Annotated in this window: 15 protein-coding genes; 4 read left to right on the top strand and 11 right to left on the bottom strand. The window is 39.0% G+C overall.

Annotated elements, in window-relative coordinates; translation table 11 throughout:
• Window positions 1-203: 203 nt before the first annotated feature.
• The 8 genes from EZY12_13670 to EZY12_13635 all read right to left on the bottom strand — a co-directional run bounded on the left by EZY12_13670 (window position 204) and on the right by EZY12_13635 (window position 9,916).
• On the bottom strand, window positions 204-407 hold the full coding sequence (locus tag EZY12_13670; GenBank protein QSX65919.1) for a hypothetical protein: 204 nt from the start codon (window positions 405-407) through the stop codon (window positions 204-206).
• 781 nt (window positions 408-1,188) lie between these two features.
• On the bottom strand, window positions 1,189-1,425 hold the full coding sequence (locus EZY12_13665; GenBank protein QSX65918.1) for a hypothetical protein: 237 nt from the start codon (window positions 1,423-1,425) through the stop codon (window positions 1,189-1,191).
• Between the two features lie 263 nt (window positions 1,426-1,688).
• Window positions 1,689-1,943 (bottom strand): hypothetical protein, encoded by a 255-nt coding sequence (locus EZY12_13660; GenBank protein QSX65917.1) that lies wholly within the window; start codon window positions 1,941-1,943, stop codon window positions 1,689-1,691.
• A gap of 281 nt (window positions 1,944-2,224) precedes the next feature.
• A complete protein-coding gene (locus tag EZY12_13655; GenBank protein QSX65916.1) occupies window positions 2,225-4,393 on the bottom strand; it encodes a peptidase domain-containing ABC transporter in 2,169 nt (722 codons plus the stop codon).
• Window positions 4,394-4,532: 139 nt separating this feature from the next.
• The gene (locus tag EZY12_13650) at window positions 4,533-6,038 is read right to left on the bottom strand and encodes an HlyD family efflux transporter periplasmic adaptor subunit (GenBank protein QSX65915.1); all 1,506 of its coding nucleotides are present in this window, start codon (window positions 6,036-6,038) and stop codon (window positions 4,533-4,535) included.
• A gap of 521 nt (window positions 6,039-6,559) precedes the next feature.
• Window positions 6,560-6,922, bottom strand: coding sequence for a CTB family bacteriocin (locus tag EZY12_13645; protein QSX65914.1), 363 nt, complete (start codon window positions 6,920-6,922; stop codon window positions 6,560-6,562).
• 958 nt (window positions 6,923-7,880) lie between these two features.
• On the bottom strand, window positions 7,881-8,651 hold the full coding sequence (locus EZY12_13640) for a circadian clock KaiB family protein (GenBank protein ID QSX65913.1): 771 nt from the start codon (window positions 8,649-8,651) through the stop codon (window positions 7,881-7,883).
• A gap of 62 nt (window positions 8,652-8,713) precedes the next feature.
• Window positions 8,714-9,916, bottom strand: coding sequence for a type IV pilus twitching motility protein PilT (locus EZY12_13635; protein ID QSX65912.1), 1,203 nt, complete (start codon window positions 9,914-9,916; stop codon window positions 8,714-8,716).
• A 583-nt stretch (window positions 9,917-10,499) separates the two neighbouring features.
• On the opposite strand from EZY12_13635, the gene EZY12_13630 reads away from it, so the two are divergent.
• On the top strand, window positions 10,500-10,874 hold the full coding sequence (locus EZY12_13630; protein QSX65911.1) for a hypothetical protein: 375 nt from the start codon (window positions 10,500-10,502) through the stop codon (window positions 10,872-10,874).
• A gap of 482 nt (window positions 10,875-11,356) precedes the next feature.
• Here EZY12_13630 and opcA read toward each other — a convergent pair whose 3' ends face one another.
• From opcA to fbp, 3 genes are all read right to left on the bottom strand, one after another.
• A complete protein-coding gene (gene opcA, locus EZY12_13625; protein ID QSX65910.1) occupies window positions 11,357-12,730 on the bottom strand; it encodes a glucose-6-phosphate dehydrogenase assembly protein OpcA in 1,374 nt (457 codons plus the stop codon).
• A 125-nt stretch (window positions 12,731-12,855) separates the two neighbouring features.
• Entirely contained in the window at window positions 12,856-14,385 is a 1,530-nt protein-coding gene (locus EZY12_13620; protein ID QSX65909.1) for a glucose-6-phosphate dehydrogenase, read from the bottom strand.
• 365 nt (window positions 14,386-14,750) lie between these two features.
• Window positions 14,751-15,788 carry a class 1 fructose-bisphosphatase gene (gene fbp, locus EZY12_13615; GenBank protein ID QSX65908.1) on the bottom strand — a complete coding sequence of 346 codons (1,038 nt, stop codon included), beginning with the start codon at window positions 15,786-15,788 and terminating at the stop codon, window positions 14,751-14,753.
• A 679-nt stretch (window positions 15,789-16,467) separates the two neighbouring features.
• On the opposite strand from fbp, the gene EZY12_13610 reads away from it, so the two are divergent.
• The 3 genes from EZY12_13610 to EZY12_13600 all read left to right on the top strand — a co-directional run bounded on the left by EZY12_13610 (window position 16,468) and on the right by EZY12_13600 (window position 18,428).
• Window positions 16,468-17,637 (top strand): glycosyltransferase, encoded by a 1,170-nt coding sequence (locus EZY12_13610; GenBank protein QSX65907.1) that lies wholly within the window; start codon window positions 16,468-16,470, stop codon window positions 17,635-17,637.
• Window positions 17,638-17,779: 142 nt separating this feature from the next.
• Window positions 17,780-18,043 carry a hypothetical protein gene (locus tag EZY12_13605; protein QSX65906.1) on the top strand — a complete coding sequence of 88 codons (264 nt, stop codon included), beginning with the start codon at window positions 17,780-17,782 and terminating at the stop codon, window positions 18,041-18,043.
• Entirely contained in the window at window positions 18,024-18,428 is a 405-nt protein-coding gene (locus EZY12_13600; protein ID QSX65905.1) for a type II toxin-antitoxin system VapC family toxin, read from the top strand. Before EZY12_13605 ends, EZY12_13600 begins: the two co-directional genes overlap by 20 nt.
• Window positions 18,429-18,690 lie beyond the last annotated feature (262 nt).

Raw genomic sequence — 18,690 nt, 5'->3', positions numbered from 1 at the left:
TATGAGGTATATCATAGCCCCCTCTCGAAGAGCGAGGTTACGGTGTACACACAAGTCCTTGTCAGATATGATTCTGCCAGTAATGGCAAACAGGATCAGGGCAAGAACCCAAATATTTAAGGATCCCTGCCTGAAACTGGGATAACTGAGGGATATAGACTGAAACTCTCTATAGAATCCCCGTGTCTTTAGACCGGGGAGTGTCAACTGTCGCCATTATTAGGATAGGTCTCATACTTGTCAGAGGGTGGAAATTGATCAGATTTTGAGTATTCTTCACCACATCCACATTTTTGTTTTTTAGGTTTACAACAAGGGAGGGATTGTTGACATCCCCCAGATAAAAGTTGTTGTTCTTCTGGGGCTAGTTCTACAAGTAAATCAGTTGCAATATTTTGGGTTAACATAATTATGTTCCTTGCTTACTGGAAAGTGAAATTGTTTTCCTATTGATTAGGAAAGAGAGAAAGTTGATTAGGAGAAAAGAGAAAGGGTATGGTTGTCTCTAGTAGTTGCCATAGGTCCTAATCCCAGAATAATGTAGTGTTTCGTAGTCAATAGCAGAAAAATATTTCCTACTATTGACGTTTGCGGTCGGTTTGACCAGTCATTATTTCTAAGTAAAGTTTGCTTCAACCTAGTTATCTAAGCTTGTTAAGGTAAAGACACTTTCCTTTCAGAATGTTTAATCAGTACCGACAGATCATGGAACTAGCGAATCCCAAGGTGTCATGACTTAAATAACGTTTACCCTTTGACTACACTCAGGGTGGTCTGGTTCACATCTAATCCGTATTACTACTTTTTAGAATGATCCCTCAATTAATAGTTCAGAGCTTGGATAATCGAATTAAATAATCTCTTAGGTGGATCACCTTATCTTCTGTTAATTTATTTATAACTATGTTTTATAAAATTAGAATTATCCCTTAGTTATATATATAGAAATATTCTTATTTCTTTGGGAATATTAATTAATGCCTTCATATAGGAATAAATTTGTAATAAGCATTTAAGGCTATTTCATGTTTAAATAATTTTACTTAACTTTTTTTGCCAAGAAAAATGCACCCATGATATTTACATACTTTGATGGGTGCAAAATTAGAGCTATAACTTTGAATATTTTAAAGTTGCTACGTGTCAACTCATCAAAGTCATTTATGAATCATAATGAAAAGAGATAGTTTAACTAGCTCGGATATAAGTCTTGGGATTGTTTACTATGGGACGATAGACCAAGAATTGATATTTAGGGTTACTACTTTTATCTAAACTATCTTCTTGATCATTAGAGGGAGAAATCTTAGATTTATCCCCATCACTCTTATTGTCTTCCTTACTGCACATTCCTCCAGTGAGAATTTCTTGTTCATCTAGCGATAAATCAACGATTAAATCAGATTGAATGATGTGGTTTGACATGATTGTTAGCCTCAAGTTATGAATAGATCAATAACACCTATGCTTCTTTTATAACTATTAATAATTAGAAAAAAATGATTCTTTGGTTATAAATTTGCAAAACTTAAATTTCTCTTAGGGTATAGTTATATTTAAATAAAACTATTTATTTAACTCAGCGACAAAAATGTAGAGAAAAATAAAATTTTCTCTCTACAAAAAATGTTTAAATTCAATTTTGGCTATTTCATGAAAAGAAATTATTTAGAAAATAGGGTAATAAATTACCAACTCATTAACAATCCAAATGTGAAAGAAAGTGCCATGGTCATTTGGGATAATTTATATTTGGTAGTTTGTGAAGTAGAATCACCTGAAGCAAGAGTTAAATCACTTTTTCCTTCAGTTTCCAGATCAGTGTTTTGGAAGAATAACTTACCTTCAGTAAATAGATTTAACATAGGAAACATTTGTCCACCAACAAAAGATTCTTGTTCTGCATTAGAAAGATATCTAAATAATTGAGTATTCTTAGACATATTATTACTCCTTGTATAAGTCATTATTTGAGGTTAGGTGATAGACTAATATAGCGGTTATCGCCTTTGATGGAATATTATTGAGGGCGCAGGCCCTGCGCCCCTACGGCGTTTGCGATTTACTGACTGGATCTTACGAAGAGTGCATATCGCTAGGAAATTTTTGAAAACATTGATTTAAGTAATGGGACACAATTAATTACACAACTGATTTTTCTGTTCCCTGTTCCCTGTTCCGGTGTTCCCTCTCTCAACGAGTGAATTTAATTTTGTCCGGCTACTTATACAGTTAGAAACTGTAAATGCTCTCCGGGTTTCGATAAAAATGTCTCAGGAGTTCCTTGAATTTGTACCTGGCCTTTTTCTATGAGAACGATCCAATCAGCGCGTTGAATAACACTGGGACGATGAGTAATTAAAATTGTGGTTTTACCTGCGCGATATTCCAAAAGACGATCTAGAACATGAGCTTCACTCATGGGGTCTAATCCTGCGGTAGCTTCATCTAAAATTAGTATAGGTGGATTTGTGAGAATTCCGCGAGCGATCGCTAATCGTTGTCTTTGTCCTCCCGAAAGATTTGCGCCAAATTCTCCTAAAACGGTTTGATATTTATTAGGTAATTGACTGATAAAACCATCTGCATCTGCAATATCACAAGCTTGAACAATGTCTTCAAAGGAAATAGAAGGTATTCCTAAACGGAAGTTTTCCAAAATTGTCCGACTCCAAAAATGAGGTTCTTGAGGAACATAAACTACTTGTTGTCGGTAACAATCCAAAGCAATATCTTGGATATTTAAAAAACCAATGCGGATATTACCGGAATCTGGTACATATAACCCAGCCAATAATTTAGCTAAAGTGCTTTTACCACAACCTGATTTACCAATTAAAGCAATGACTTTTCCTCCCGGAATCTGAATAGAAAAATCATCTAATAAGTCAATTCTACCTGCGTGATGAAATTGGAGATGGGAACAATTAATATCTGCCACACTAGAAATTTGTGCAGTTGGCTTGAGACTTCCTCCTACTACTTCCGGCGTAGCATCAATAACTTCTAATAATCGAGAAACTGCGGTTTGGGAACGAAAATAGTCATCAACAAAGCTAACTAATGAGTTAATTAAAGCTAAAACATTAACTTGTAAAGCATTAAAAGCTAACATTTGTCCAATACTTAAATTGCCTTTAATTACTAACATACTCCCAAATCCTAGCAAGATAACACCACCAATTGTAGACAAAATTTTAGCAATAGTACCGTTGATAATTCCTATTTGCACGGTACTAAAAGCAAGATTAGCTAGACGACCAAAACGACTTTGGAATTCATCCCAAAATTGAGGCGCAGCATTTGTAGTTTTAATTACTTGTGCGCCTTTAAAAGTTTCTACTAAAACACCCTGATTTTCTGCCCCTAAAACTAAGAGACTGCGGGTTTTTTGTTGCAGAATTGGTAAAAAAGGCAAAGTAGATAAAGTCATTACGGCAGCGATTAACAGAACTGCAATTGTCAATTGCCAGCTATAAAATAACATTAAACATAAAGAGATAACAGCAATAAAAAACTGGCTAGGTAAAACAATTACAATCTGTGATACTAATTGGTTAATTTCCCCAATATCTCGGAGTCGGCTAGTAATTTCCCCACTGCGACGAGATTCATAATAATTTAAAGGTAATTGCAGTAATTTACGACCAAATTCTAGAACTAAACCTAATTGTAATCTTTGTCCAAAATGAGAAATCATTAAGGCTTGAAATACTTGCAACCCTCCACCAAATAAACTCATAACGACAACTGCGGAAACTACAACAGTGAGTAATTGTACATCTCCACGCACGAGAACATCATCTGTTAATAATTGAATTAAAACAGGAGTTCCTAGAGCTAGTAAACCCAGGACAACATTGATCATTAAAACCTGACTTAGCAAACCACGATAGGGTAAAAGGCGGCGAAAAAAGCGTGTTATTCCCCCTTTTGATTCTTCTTGGGGTTGTTCAGAAAAGCGATCTGGATCTGGCTCTAATAAGAGCATTACCCCATTCCAAGCATCAGTTAGTTCTTTTTTTGTCAAATAACGAAGTCCAACAGCAGGATCGGCAATAACGTATTTTTTTCCCTTTTTACCATATAAAACTACCCAATGATAGCCTTGCCAATGAATTATTGCAGGTAATGTAATTTCTGTAATTCTATCTACAATTTCGGGAGAAGCTTTGACGGCTCTAGCATTAAAACCGAGATTTTCTGAACCTCGTTTCAAACCTAATAATGTCGTTCCTAATTGTCCGGTACCAACAGCTTCTCGACTTTTAATCATACTTAAAAAGCGTCCATAATGCTTAGTGATAGAAACTAAACAAGCTGCTCCACAGTCTTCTTCACTTAACTGTAAAGTACACTGATAATTTCGATCAGATTTGAAGATATTCAGCATAAAAAAAATCGAACTTCAAAAATTAATAAACTTGGTATTATCTACGTATTAAATCCGTGCAATCCCGTAATCCCATTTAAATCCGTGATCAAAATTGATATTATCTATCTATTAAATCTGTGTAATCCTTTAATCCCATTTAATCCGTGATCAACTTGCTTTTTCTCAGAATAAATTGCATGACAGTTTCCTGATGAGAAATAATATCAGCACGTCCTTCCATACCAGATTTGAGATAACATAAATGATTGCCTTTTCCTAAAAATAGACTTTCTGGTTCAATATTGATTTCGTAAGTAGCTATCTGGGGTGTACTGATAATCGAATTATTTTGCGTAATTGCTAGAGCATCTGGTGCAACTGTTTTTACAGTTCCTTTGAGAGTTCCATAGTCTGGATAGGGACAAGCTGAAACCTGCATTTGCACTGCTTGACCTGTTTTTACTTTGTCAATATCTTTAGCCGAAATGTTAGCTTTGATGATTAAAGGAGCATCCACAGGAGCAATTTGAGCAAGAGCTTCACTGAGTTGTACAACCTGTCCAGGGTTGCGGAGTTTAAGTTGCATTAGTGTGCCATTAGTTGGGGAGCGAATCACACTTTTATTTAACTCATTTTCTAGCTGTTGCAATTCTTGACGAGTACGAATTTGTTGTTTTTGTAACTCTAAACGTTGTTGAAGTGATAGTTCTCGTTCTTTTTTTAAAGTAGCTAAATTACCTTCACCTCTGGCTTTTTCTTGTTGAATTCTTTCCATTGCTACTGTTACAGTTGCATTACTAGGATTAACAGCAATTTTCGCTTTTTGTAAGTTTATTTGGGCTAATTTAACAGCTTGTTCTTTTTCTTCTTGGAGATTTTTAGTAGCAGATTTAGCTTGTTCTAATTTGGCTTGAGCCGATTTCACAGCCTGTTCTTTTTCCTCGACTAAACTGCGAGATACTGCTCCTGATGTTACTATACCTTGTAAGCGATCGCGCTGTAAAATAGCCAGCTTTAAGGCTGCTTCTGCTTCTTGTACCGTGGCTATTAATACCTTTTCTTGTTGTAATCTTGCTAGTTGCTCTTTTGCTAAATCTATAGTTATTTTAGCTTGTGTCATTTCCATACTAGCTTTAATTTGCTGATCTTTATGGTTGCGTTCAGTTCCAATTAATTCAGCCTGTGCAGCTATAATGGTGCGGTCATTTAAGTTAATTTGAGAAATTATTTGAGTATTGATTTGATTGATTTGAGCATCAACTTGAATAAGTTGTAATTGATTTTGCTGGATAGTATTTTGTAGTTGTCTTTTTTGAGATTGCAGTTGAGAATCATCAATAAAAGCAATAATTTCTCCCTTCTTTACTACCTGATCTTCTTTGACTACAATTTTTTTTACAGTTCCCGTCATTGCAGATTGAACTAACCGTAATTCTCCCAATGGTCGGATAGTTGCAGGGACTTTGACTGTGACATTGTAATAGAGAACAGATGTAAGACTCACAGCAACTACAAACATACTAATCATCACCCCCCCACCGATATGAATCCATTTACCGATATAGGGAAGAAACTCATTAGCTTCTAGTATATGCAAATCCTCTGTAGTTGGATTATTGAACTTATATGTGGAATTATTATCTTGACTCTGTAAGGAGTTCACGGTATTACACCTTCTGTTAGGACTAAAATAGTCTGACCTAAGATAGAAATTGCTAAGATCATGCAATTAAAATCAACTATCTCAGGGAATAAAATAGTGGAAATAAAAACAAGCAAATTTTTTTGTTCACATCGTGAAAAATAGTTTGATGATAGGTTATAATTTAGTAAAGGGGGTGGAGATAGTTATGCCCTAAAGAAGGGAATTATCTTTCTCAAATCTTCAACGCGGATCAAACGTTAAGAAAATGCGGGGAAAAGCTCAAACTTTCTCAAAGTCCTCACTTACGTTGAGCAAGCTCAAATTATTTCCCCCAACCCCCTTTATCATCTAAAAAAGCCGTTGACTAGCAGTGCAGAGAGGCGAAAATAACTAATCATTAAAAGCCCCTAAAAAGCTCGTGTGATTTGCTTTTTAAATTTTTAATGCTTAATTTTCAATTCTGCTCCGCATTACTAGTCTGTCGCCCTAGTTCAATCTTGTTTTAAGATAGAGCAACGGATAGGGTTAGTAGCACATATTTACGCAAGAACTCCTACACTTCCAACTCCAGTATTAATAGGAGGTACAGGTGTTGCAACGGCAGGTGTAGGTGCAGTTCCTGCGTCTCCTGGTAGTGTTGCTGGACCTAAAGCTCCGACACCAGCGGGCAAGTCTGCACCTAGACCTAAGAAATCTTGTCCCGCAGTTAGGATGGTATTAGCCCGACCTGCGGAGGTGGCACTGCTACCTTGAGGACCGGAGACACTTGTTCCCATTAAAACTGACCCTTTGTTAGCATAATTACTAGCAGCTAGTTCAAAGTCAGCCCCACCAGTCACTATTTCTTGTTGTTGATCAGATAAAGCAACAAGTAAATCGGATGCATTGATTTGATTTAACACGATTATTAGCCTCACTTACGTAATTAGGTGTTTCACCACCCAACAACTTAACTATAAGCATTGTTGCCTAATAATTCATAAACCTACAGGTAGAAAGTAGAGTTTGCAAATTTACCTCTAAAAGTAGAGACAAAATAGCCTCTAAAAGTAGAGACAAAATAGTTTTAATTTAGTAAAATAAGACAAATATAGGACTTACGTATTGACCAAAATATCAAATATGTATTGCTGTAAAAACCACGTTCATCCTAGGGGTTTAGCAGTGCTAAACCCCTACTCCACCGTTGATTTATCGGTAACAATAGAATTAGTTACAGCCGGAAATAAGGTATTTTGGTGAACGCATATCATGATTAATTTGTATAGTGCGTAAGTCCTAGATGGTCAGTAACTCAGCCCTAAAGGGACTGAGCTTGTAAGAAATTGCCAGCTGTACTGACCAGTCTAAGTCTTCACTGACTACGTTTTTTGAGTCACGACACCCCGGAATGCGTAGCTAGTTCCCTGCTCTGTCATTTGCAATTAAACAGTTTTAAAGTCACTGAAACAGTGTTGCAAGTTTAAAAAGCTCTTAAAACATTGACGAAGCTAACATCACCCCGAAAGGGAGGCACATCGAGTGCAACACATTATGCGTACAGAGTTGGGAATTTTGAATCGGTAATTGTCCCGTTGAAAGTACATTACAAAAGTACACCGAATTTACCAACTCCAAGGCGGTAATGAAAAAATATTCAAGGCGGTTAAAACCGCACGAGTCGTTTCCCTCTCAGCACTGAAGTGTCTGAGTTTCCCACTTACCGGGTATTTTTATGATAAATCAATCAAGAAGAACGTAGGCGACTAAAGTCGCACGAGCGATGCCCTGAGCGTAGCCGAAGGGTCGCTTATATCTCAGGTCTGAAGACGCTGAGTTTTACGCTTACCGAGAGATTTATAAAATCTGCATAATAGTTATCTACTTTCCTGCTAACATTTGTAACAGTTTATCCATATTATCTAAATTACCAACCATCCGCCGGATTGGATGCGGCCAAACTTTAACTAAAGTCGGAGTAGCGGAAACTTGATCAATTTCCGCCTGTTCTGGATTTGTGAGAACATCAATAACTTTAAGAGTATAAGGATATCCTAGCGATCGCTCTAGGGATTCGTGCAAATTTTGTAATATTTTTTCTGTATTCGCGCTATGACCAGCAACAAACAAGCGTAAAACATAACCTGGAGGACTTTGGCTATTTGGTGGTACAGGTTCTTTACTGATAACTGGTTGCTGATATTGTGAGGGAAAATCAGCTAAATCTAGCCGGACAATTAAATCATGATCTTCCCACAATTGCTCAAATGTAGTCCGATAAGTTGATAATACCAAGCGATCGCACAAACCATCCTGCCAAGGTGCTGATTGCCACGCTAAGTCCCCTTTTCCAAAAATCGCATTCAACACAGCTTGATGCCGGATCACCGCTGGATAAGCCTCCGCAAAAATCTGGACTTGTTGAGTCCGAGGATTTAACCAGTGATCAATAGTTGCAGTATAACAAGGGACTAAAAAATGTGGCGGCTCTGGTAAATCGAGAATTTCCTGCAAAGCCGCACACAAATGTAAATGCCATCGTCCTTGTTTACTAGGGTCAATACAATAAATTAAATCCCCTCCAGGCGTAAACAAAGCAATACCTTTGAATAACTGAGGTTTAGAGAGTTTATTTAAATTTAACTGAGTCACAGGTGTTGGGGATTGGGGACTGGAGATTTGAGACTGGAATTTTACCAATTACCAATTATCCATTAAACACGACCTCGGAGGAATTGCGCCATTTCGTTAGGAGTGGGGGACATTTCTAAAGCTGTCTCTTCAGTAATGCGCCCTTCTTGATAGAGATTCAGCAATGACTGATTCATCGTCACCATGCCATCAAAGCCCGCTTGTTTCATTAACTCCCCAATTTCATCATACTTACCATCTTTCACCCATTCCTTAACAGCTTCAGTATTAATGAGAACATCATGAAAAGCTGCCCGTTTACCATCTGTAGTGCGGCATAAACCCTGAGCAATTACTGCTACCAAGGATTCAGCAAGTGCCACACGCATAGCCTCTTGTTCCTCACCTGAATACAAATTGAGAATCCGTTCAATAGTTTTTACAGCACTATTAGTGTGCAGAGTTCCCATGACCAAGTGACCTGTTTGCGCTGCTTTTAGGGCAGTATTCACAGTTTCTTTATCCCGCATTTCCCCCACCAGAATCAAATCTGGATCTTCCCGTAAAGCTGCTTTTAAGGCGTTATCAAATTTCAGGGTGTGCATTCCTACTTCCCGTTGTTTGACTAGAGACTTACGGCTTTGGTGGACAAATTCTACCGGGTCTTCAATCGTAATAATATGTTTGGCCATCTCCCGATTGATATAGTCAACCATCGCCGCCATTGTTGTGGATTTACCTGAACCAGTTGGACCTGTCACCAAAACTAAGCCTTTATGCTGATGACAAATATCTCTAAACACTGGTGGTAATCGCAACTGCTCCATAGACAGAATTTTGAGAGGAATTAACCGCAGTACCATGGCGTAACCACGCAGGGAATCGAACACATTAATCCGCACCCGGGCGAAATCATACTGAGTCGCACCATCAAATTCTAGATGTTCTTGAAACCTTTGAATTTCTGCATCAGAGAGAATCTCCCGCAACCAACCCATAAAAGTCGGTTTATCGGCTTCGGGATAACTTGTAGTTTGAATTTCCCCGCGACTGCGGAAGCGAGGGATTTCTCCTATTCCCACGTGAACATCAGAGTAACCTTCATCAAATGCTTCCTTGATCAGCTGCGCCAAAGTAAGTCCTGAAGGTTTAGAAGATATTGCTGCTGGTGCGGCTGGGGCTAGTGGTCGCATTCCTACAGGTGGTGCGGCTGGGGCTGATGGTCGCTGTGCCGTGGGTAACGGTGGCGGTGGCGGTGGCATTCTGTGTGTTTGTGGTTCTGTCATATATTTTTACTTTTGTTAATTAGTAATTGGTAAAAATCATTTTCCCTTGCGCCCTACCTCTGTTATGCAGTCTTTTGAGTGGGTTATTTACCAATATACATATTTTTTAACACATACGGATTATCCTTAATTTTCCGTAAGATTTACCTAATATAACAGTAACTAATAATATTCAGTAATTAAAGGCAGAGAGACTGATGAAAGCGAGGAAAATTCAGAATTACCCATTACCTACAACCTGTTTTTGATCACTTCTTGATGAATTATGAGAAATAATATCGTTTTCCATAAGAAATGTTAAGCATTTGGTAATCAGATTGCGGGGATCAATCTCTGCTTCTCATCTATCGTTAAGTTCTACTTCTAAAGGTATATACCAAAACTCTTTTCCCTACCTGTGGGTATAGGTGAATTCTCATTCATAGGGCGAAAAAATCAACTGTAAACTTTAGTAAAGAAATGCTCATTTTAGAACAAAGATTTTATATACTAAATTTCACTGAAACAAAAAAAATCAGTTTATTGGCTTTCTGGCAATAAATAACTGAAATTTAAACTTGCTGTGTATTTAGGAGAAAAAGTCATGGTTTCGGCTCAAAGCTCTAATCTAGGTCAGACCCACTCCTTGTTAATGATGAGAAGCTTTTTAATCTGGACATTTACGTTGGCAGTGTGCTTGTTAGTTGTCGGGTTTCCATTAGTTGTATTGATGGCCACGGTTGGATGTCTGCTTTCCATTGTTTTGCAATCTGTGATGCCCGCTAGTGCTGTATTAATTGTGGCAGGTGGTTTAGTAATGTTTAATGTCATGGCAGTATTAATTGCTGCTGGAGTGCTAACTGCAAAAGGGATTCATCCTAAGCAGATAAAATGGTTGAATTGGTTACATGATGAAGCTGAGAAAACCCCAACCACTGTTTACGCAGCTTGTCCTTTAACTTGTGAAATTAACCAATAATTATCATTTACTAAAACTCGATAAACAGTACATCTGCCCGGTTCAGCCGGGTTTTTTCATGTTTATTTCTCGTTTCTCGTTCCCATACTCATATTTCTTAGGACTTACGCATTGTACAAATCAATCATGATATGCGTTCACCAAAATACCTTATTTCCGGCTGGAAGGAATTGTATTGTTACCGATAAATCAACCGTGGTGTAGGGGTTTAGCAGTGATCATTGGTGTCAACTTAAGTAGGGGCGTATTGCAATAGTTAAGTAGGGGCGTATTGCAATACGCCCCTACTTATCCGTTGGCTTCCATACCTTTACCCCTACGATAAACGTGGTTTTTATAGCAATACATATTTGATATTTTTGTCAATGCGATCGCCTAAAATTAAATTAATTGATGGAAATCGAGGATAACAAATCTTGGATGCAGAACCTCTCAATGGCATTCCCAGTCAGAGACTGGGAACGAGGAAAATTACCAATTCACTATTTCCGTAACTTAATAGTCTCGCCAATTACAGCCAGACTTTCCTCAAATAAAGCTTCACGTCCCCAGCGTTGTACCTGTTGACTTAACAACGCTTCTGCCTTTTGTTCTGCAAGTGAAGTTACCTGTTGGAACAATCCAGAAGACTGAGCGCCACCATGAGTTTCCATTCGCATACAACCGCCAGTTTCCGAACAAATCACAGTTCCGCAATTAGCTTGAACATTAGTAGAACTCAAGCGTAAACCAATTAAATCACCGATAATTTCCCCCATATCAGCAATGGGAACACCGGCTAACTCAGCTTCTATATGTCTTTGGTCTTGAGACAGAAATTGAACGGTGGTAATGTCATAATCACCGGTTTCGTGTTGATAGGAAACTGGCTGCCATTCTAAGCGATTAGCCAGCCAACCCAAGTACAACAATGCTTGAGCAGCATTACCTTTTTCATAATCAATATTGACACGATCAACGTCTTTGAGCGCAGCGCGACGAGCAGGAGCATCATAAGCTTGTGCTGTCAACTCTTGCCATGCTGACAAGCGCCGCCAGTTCAAATCAGCCAAAGGTATACTAGATTCTACTAACCGTTGCAAGCTGAGTAAATCATCTTCTGGTGTATTAAAGTTGCAAGAATCAACAATGACATTATTGCAAACTGCCGCTAATCTTTTAAACAAAGGGTTAGCAGCATCGGGTGTAGCTTTCCACCAGAGGAACTTAGGCAAACCACCAATTAACAAAGCGGGAATCATACCGCCAATGCGTTCTAAAGCCGCAGCCGTACCAGTCAGAGTAATATATTCGCAGCAGATAAGAGTGCTAGAAGACTGCTTTTGAATTGGGCAATAGGCAGAAACTTGAGCCTTTACCCCTTCATCATCCCCAGCAATGGGACATAAAGCAATGATCCGGCAAGGGTTACGGATAGCAATTTCATCAGCAATGGTGGGACTGGTAGGACTGGAAGTATAGCCCATTGCGGCACCATGACTATTTCCATTGGGTCCGGTGTGCTGCTGTTGGAAATATTCTGCCCGTAAAGCAGTCAGAGTTTCTGGTGTCGCAGTACCAGTTTCTGGAAGATGATGCTTTTTCTGTAATTCCTGTAAGGCTGTTTTGGTTTGTGGTCCCAAAATTCCATCAATTGGACCATTATAAAAGCCTGTAGCAGTTAACAAATACTGAGTTTCTTCAGGTTCGTAAACCACCAAAGTAAATGTTGTAGCGCGGGTAGCAGCGGGTAAACCACCGTCTTCCCCTTGAATACCATAACTTTGCCAAACTTGATTGAGTTCCACCTCAATTTCGGTGAGGGAAACATCCTTAGGCGCTTGCAAAGAAAAAATTGTCGGTGCTTGGGAAATCATAGTTAATTTTGACAGTTGACGGTTGACAGTTGACAGTTAACAGTTGACAGTTGTAAGTTGTCAGTTGTCAGTTGTCAGTTGTTTTACTACTGACTAATGACCACTGACTAATAACCAATGACCAATTAAAGTCTGCGCCAGCGGCGGCCGTCTTGATTAATTAATAATTCTGCTTCTTCTGGTTCCCAAGTGCCGGCTTCATACTGAGGAACAGTTGCTGGATCTGCTGGTAAATCCCATACAGATAGGGCTGGTGTAACTACTTGCCAAGCTGCTTCTACTTCGTCCGCCCGTGTGAATAGAGTTTGGTCGCCCATCATACAATCAAGGAAGAGACGATCATAAGCGTCGCTTGTAGCAGTAATCCCAAAAGAACCATAGCTAAAATCCATATCTACGGAACGAGTGCGGAAATCACCACCAGGCATTTTCACATCAAATCGCATGGAAATACCCTCATTGGGTTGTATCCGCATGGTTAAAACGTTGGGGTTGGCTTGTTGAGAAGCAGAAGGAAACATTCTGGAAGGAACTTCGCGGAAGTGAATAGCAATTTCACTGACTTTTTTGGGCATCCGCTTACCAGTTCTGAGGTAAAAAGGAACACCTTTCCAACGCCAATTATCCACCATAAACTTCATAGCCACATAAGTGGGGGTGCTAGATTCAGGATTGACTCCCGGTTCATTTCTATACCCTTCCACTTGTTGACCTTTCATCCAGCCGGCACTGTATTGACCACGAATTGCTGATTTTGATAAATTATGCACATCAGCCAACCGGGTAGCTCGTAGTACCTTAACTTTTTCTGTACGGATACTATCAGCATCCATAGCATTAGGTGCTTCCATTGCTGTTAAACAGTAAAGCTGCATGAGGTGGTTTTGCAACATATCCCGCAATGCGCCGGCGCTTTCATAATAACCAGCCCGGTCTTCAACGCCTACGGTTTCGGCTACAGTTATTTGTACGTGGTCAACAAATTGCCGATTCCACAAAGGTTCAAAAATGGCATTTGCAAACCGGAACACCAACAAGTTTTGGACTGTTTCTTTACCCAAGTAGTGGTCAATCCGATAAACTTGGTTTTCTTTACAAAACTTCTGGACTACTTGGTTAAGATTTTGGGCAGAAGCTAAATCACGTCCAAAGGGTTTTTCAATCACAAGACGATGTTTTTCAGCATCATCTAACATTCCTGCTAACCCTAGTTGTTTGATAGCTTCTGGGAAGAAATTAGGAGCAACGGAAAGGTAAAACATCCGGTTTCCCCGTGTTCCTCGTTTCTCGTCTAGTTCAGCCAATAATGTTTTGAGTTTTTGATAGCCGGTTGGGTCATCTATATTCCCAGGACAGTAAAACAAACCTTGAGAAAAATCTTCCCACAGTTCGCCTAGTTCTACATTAGCGTGAGCTTCTTCCATGCCTTTTTGCATCTGCTCGCGGAAGTATTCATGACTCCATTCCCGACGGGCTACGCCGACAATGGTTGTTTCTGCGGGAATCCGTCTTTCTCTCCGCAATTTGTATAATGCTGGGACTAACTTCCGCCAGGTTAGATCTCCAGACGCGCCAAAGATGACAATTATTTGTGGTTCGGGCATTCCTTGCTGTTGTAAACCAGCCCGCAATGGATTTTCTAACAAACTGACCATAGGATTTTAGATTTTAGATTTTGGATTGAGGTGATAAACACGTAGGGGCGCAGGGCCTGCGCCCAGTCACAGAGTCTGGAGAAAGAAGGAAAATTACCTAGTCCCTAATTCCCAATTCCCTTTACAGGTGAGAATAGCTTGACTTTAGCTTTTAAAGAGTTCATGAATGACACAGAAAGAATACGGACAGCATATTGCAGATATATAAGTACAGAATCAGAATCTAGGATTGAGAATCCACAAATCCAGGAATCCAGGGAATAAATTCCCTGTCTAATAGCTAAAGTCGGTTGAAACCGACTATTTTTCGGTTAATTGTTCTATTGAGAACATGAAGTTTGATTTTTAATTAATCAGAGTTTTGTCTAATTACCTGTTTTGATAAAAGACATCACCTTGTCCACGTTTTCTTTACTGCCAATAATTAAGGGTGTGCGTTGATGTAATTTAGTGGGAACTACATCTAAAATATCCATTGTTCCTGTAGTCGCTATCCCCCCAGCTTGCTCAACCAAAAATGCTAAAGGAGCAGTTTCATATAACAGACGTAATTTACCTTCTGGTTTTTGTAGTGTTCCTGGGTAGAGAAATACCCCACCCTGTAATAAAATTCTGTGAATATCGCTCACCATTGCCCCACTGTAACGGGAACTATAACCTTCTGTGCGATGAACATAACGGATATATTCTCTAAAAGGTTCATCCCATTGCCAGAAGTTGCCATCATTAACGCTATAAGTGGCAGCGTGATTTGGCATGGTGATATTTTCTTGAGATAGAATAAACTCACCCAGGCTAGGGTCAAGAATGAAGGAATGCACTCCTGTACCTATGGTATAAACCAGCATGGTGCTTGGTCCATAAAGAATATATCCCGCTGCTAATTGCTTGCGTCCATTTGTAAATAGGTCTTTAGCTTCACCATCAAGGTCTTCTCCTTCTTGTTGACGAATGGCAAAAATAGAACCTAAACTGAGATTGTTATCTGTATTGGATGAGCCATCAATGGGGTCATAAAGAAGAGTATAGCGACCAATGGGGCAGTTTTCTGGGATATAGTAGGGTTTTTCCATTTCTTCGGAAGCCAGACGACAGACTAAGCCGCTTTGCTTGAAGACAGAGATAAATACTTCATTGGCGTAAACATCCATCTTTTTGACGGATTCTCCCTGGACGTTGACTTCTCCAGTAAATCCTAGAACCCCTTCCATTAAACCAGCACGACTCAAACGCCGAGCTACCAGTTTACCCGCTAAAGCGATACGATTCATCAGCGCACTTAAATCTTGGGCATCGGGTCCAAAGCTCTGTAGTTGTTGGAGAACATGGCGGGATAATGTTGTACAATCACGATCTAGGGTTTTATCTGTGGACAAATCTAAAGATTCTGATATTTGAGTCATATTAGTTATTTCCTAGCAGTTGACTGTGAGGTCATGTTTACCTGTAACGATTTTTGGTCGCTGCTTCTATCTTAGAAAGGTAACTTCATAACTTAAGCGTGATTTTAGATAAACTAAAGAATTGAAATTTTAATTTTTAGAAGTCGGGGATCTGGTTTTTTCAGTATTTTCCTAGACAAGAAATAATTATTTTAGTGATTATTGACTATACAATAGTATTTATAAACACATCAAGAAGTAGCTGTACTTTATAGTCAGTTTCTTAGCTGTATCTTTATACTTTTCTCAGATGTAAATCTTCTTATTCATCCAGGTTTTCCTCAAATCAGTCATTTTTCCACTGATTAGAGCTAATTTTTTTGCCCAATTCAGTGATACTTAAAAAAAATATATTTTATACTCATGGAGCTATCAAGAAAACGTAAACCTAATTAATTCTATCATGTCACGGCGAATAAATTCTAAGTTGGCACTTCCTCCACGCATCTATTGCCAAGTGGCTTCCGTGCCGTTCGTTCTCTCTTGTGAAAATAATAGCAAGCAATTTACCCTTGACAGTCTCAGTTTCCAGACAGGCTTAGACTCTCAATCAATTGCATTTAGCTATAACTTGAGTTAATTTAGATAAATTGCGAAAATATTTAAACTATCTAGTTTATACAAAAAGTCAGGGTGACAATTGCTAAATATTATTCCGCTCCTATTGCTACTTATCCAAGTACCTGCAACAGCCATTTTACTTTCCCGGTTGCTCAAAGGTCCAGGACGTTATCCAGCCCTCGAACCACAACAACCCACACCGGAACTTTTGGGAACTGTGAGTGTGGTTGTACCGACACTAAATGAGGCATTACGGATTAGTCCGCTGTTAGAGGGTTTGAGTCGCCAAAGTTACGAAGTTCGGGAAATTATTGTGGTTGATAGTCGCTCTCAAGATGGTACTCCCGATTTGGTGAAAACCGCACAGTTAAAAGATCCGCGTTTTCGAGTGATGACAGATGACCCTTTACCCTCCGGTTGGGTTGGTCGTCCTTGGGCGTTGCATAATGGGTTTTTGTTCACTTCCCAGGGGAGTGAATGGTTCTTGGGAATGGATGCGGATATTCAACCCCATCCCGGTTTGGTAGCAAGTTTGGTGAAAACTGCGATCGCTCAAGGTTATGATTTAGTATCTTTATCACCGCAGTTTATTCTCAAGTATCCGGGGGAATGTTGGTTACAACCGGCTTTGTTGATGACGTTACTGTATAGATTTGATCCTACAGGTATTTACACTGAACAACCTTCACGGGTAATGGCCAATGGACAGTGTTTTTTATGTCGTCGGTCTGTTTTGAAGGCTGTGAATGGTTATACCAGCGCCAAAGGTTCTTTTTGTGATGATGTGACCTTAGCGCGGAATATTGCCGCTGAGGGCTTTAAGGTGGGCTTTTTGGATGGGGCAAAGGTACTCAAGGTGAGGATGTATGAAGGGGCGTTAGAAACTTGGAAGGAATGGGGACGCAGCCTAGATTTGAAAGATGCTTCTACCCGCGCTCAGGTGTGGGGGGATTTATGGTTATTGTCTGCGGTGCAGGGTTTACCCCTATTCATCTTACTCAGTTATTTATTTCTACCTGCCGTAGTGCTTTCACTGCCAGCGTTGCTGTTGTTAGGATTAAATATATTTTTGGTGGTGATTCGTTTTGCTTTATTATTAGCGATCGCTCCCTCTTATGATCGTAAAGATGCTACAGGTGGCTGGTTATTCTGGCTTTCTCCCTTAGCTGACCCTTTAGCGGTGCTGCGAATCTTTTTATCTGCATTTCACACTCCCAAAGAATGGCGCGGCAGGAAATACGGTGATTAATGCTATATAGGGTGTTGACGGAGTGTATCGCTCTTTATCTTATTGGGGAGAGCGATCGCAATCATTAGAAAATATCTTGGTTCTTAAAGAACACAGGCTATATAATTAGTGTATCTGTCAATTCTCTACATTTATTTGCTCTATGGATTTCTTAAACATCCGCACCAAAGTAATCACAGAAATTAATCTCATTTCCGAAGATAAATTAGAAGAATTATATAATTTTATTCATTATTGGCGATTGAATGGAGAATCATCTCCAGGTTCACTAGAACAAACTATGCAGTTTGCTGGCTGTTGGAATGATATGTCAGATGAAACATTTGCTAATTTCAGTGAAGAAATCAACATCCGTCGTCAACAGGCATTTTTTGAAAGGAGAAGTGATGAAACCAGCTTTGATTGATACCAATATTTTATCATTTTTTTTCCGCAATCATAGCTTAGTTGTTGAGCGGTTTGAGGCATATTTAAGAGTTTATAGTAAAATTAACATTAGCATCATTACTTATTATGAAATTCTCAGTGGTTTAAAGCATCGTGATGCACAAAAACAACTGAAGTCTTTCTTGAAATTCGTCTCATATCATACAATTTTACCTCTAAATACAAACTCTACAACAATTGCTGCTGATATTTACGCCAATTTACGAAATAAAGGAACACCAGTTGATGATATTGATATTCTTATAGCTGGAATTGCTATAGCTAACGATTTGATTATTGTTACTAATAATGTGAAACATTTTGAGAAAATTGAAGGTTTGCAAATTGAAGATTGGAGTCAGTAGTTAGTGAATGCAAAGCGAATTTACCAATCAGCACTTGCTCAATCGCCATAGTAGAATGAGAGAATCCCCAGCGGTGGAAGCCTTCGATAAGTGCTTAGATACCCAATGTTCAGGAGATTAAAAAAGGAGGTAATTAATCATCATGGAAACATCAATCAGCATTAATCCAGCTTATGAAGAAATAATCAACTTTCTCGCTGCTGGCATAACACTTTGTCTTCGATAGTACATTACTGTATTCTAGTGAGTCAGAATTTAGGAG

The organism is Dolichospermum sp. DET69, from assembly GCA_017355425.1.
Lineage (GTDB): Bacteria > Cyanobacteriota > Cyanobacteriia > Cyanobacteriales > Nostocaceae > Dolichospermum.
The sequence above is the reverse complement of the archived record's forward strand: the minus strand, read 5'-3'. Positions and strand labels throughout refer to the sequence as shown.

Coding starts and splice junctions, on each gene's coding strand:
- EZY12_13670 (QSX65919.1), bottom strand. CDS start 407: ATGTTAACCCAAAATATTGCAACTGATTTACTTGTAGAACTAGCCCCA.
- EZY12_13665 (QSX65918.1), bottom strand. CDS start 1,425: ATGTCAAACCACATCATTCAATCTGATTTAATCGTTGATTTATCGCTA.
- EZY12_13660 (QSX65917.1), bottom strand. CDS start 1,943: ATGTCTAAGAATACTCAATTATTTAGATATCTTTCTAATGCAGAACAA.
- EZY12_13655 (QSX65916.1), bottom strand. CDS start 4,393: ATGCTGAATATCTTCAAATCTGATCGAAATTATCAGTGTACTTTACAG.
- EZY12_13635 (QSX65912.1), bottom strand. CDS start 9,916: ATGACAGAACCACAAACACACAGAATGCCACCGCCACCGCCACCGTTA.
- EZY12_13630 (QSX65911.1), top strand. CDS start 10,500: ATGGTTTCGGCTCAAAGCTCTAATCTAGGTCAGACCCACTCCTTGTTA.
- opcA (QSX65910.1), bottom strand. CDS start 12,730: ATGATTTCCCAAGCACCGACAATTTTTTCTTTGCAAGCGCCTAAGGAT.
- EZY12_13620 (QSX65909.1), bottom strand. CDS start 14,385: ATGGTCAGTTTGTTAGAAAATCCATTGCGGGCTGGTTTACAACAGCAA.
- fbp (QSX65908.1), bottom strand. CDS start 15,788: ATGACTCAAATATCAGAATCTTTAGATTTGTCCACAGATAAAACCCTA.
- EZY12_13605 (QSX65906.1), top strand. CDS start 17,780: ATGGATTTCTTAAACATCCGCACCAAAGTAATCACAGAAATTAATCTC.
- EZY12_13600 (QSX65905.1), top strand. CDS start 18,024: ATGAAACCAGCTTTGATTGATACCAATATTTTATCATTTTTTTTCCGC.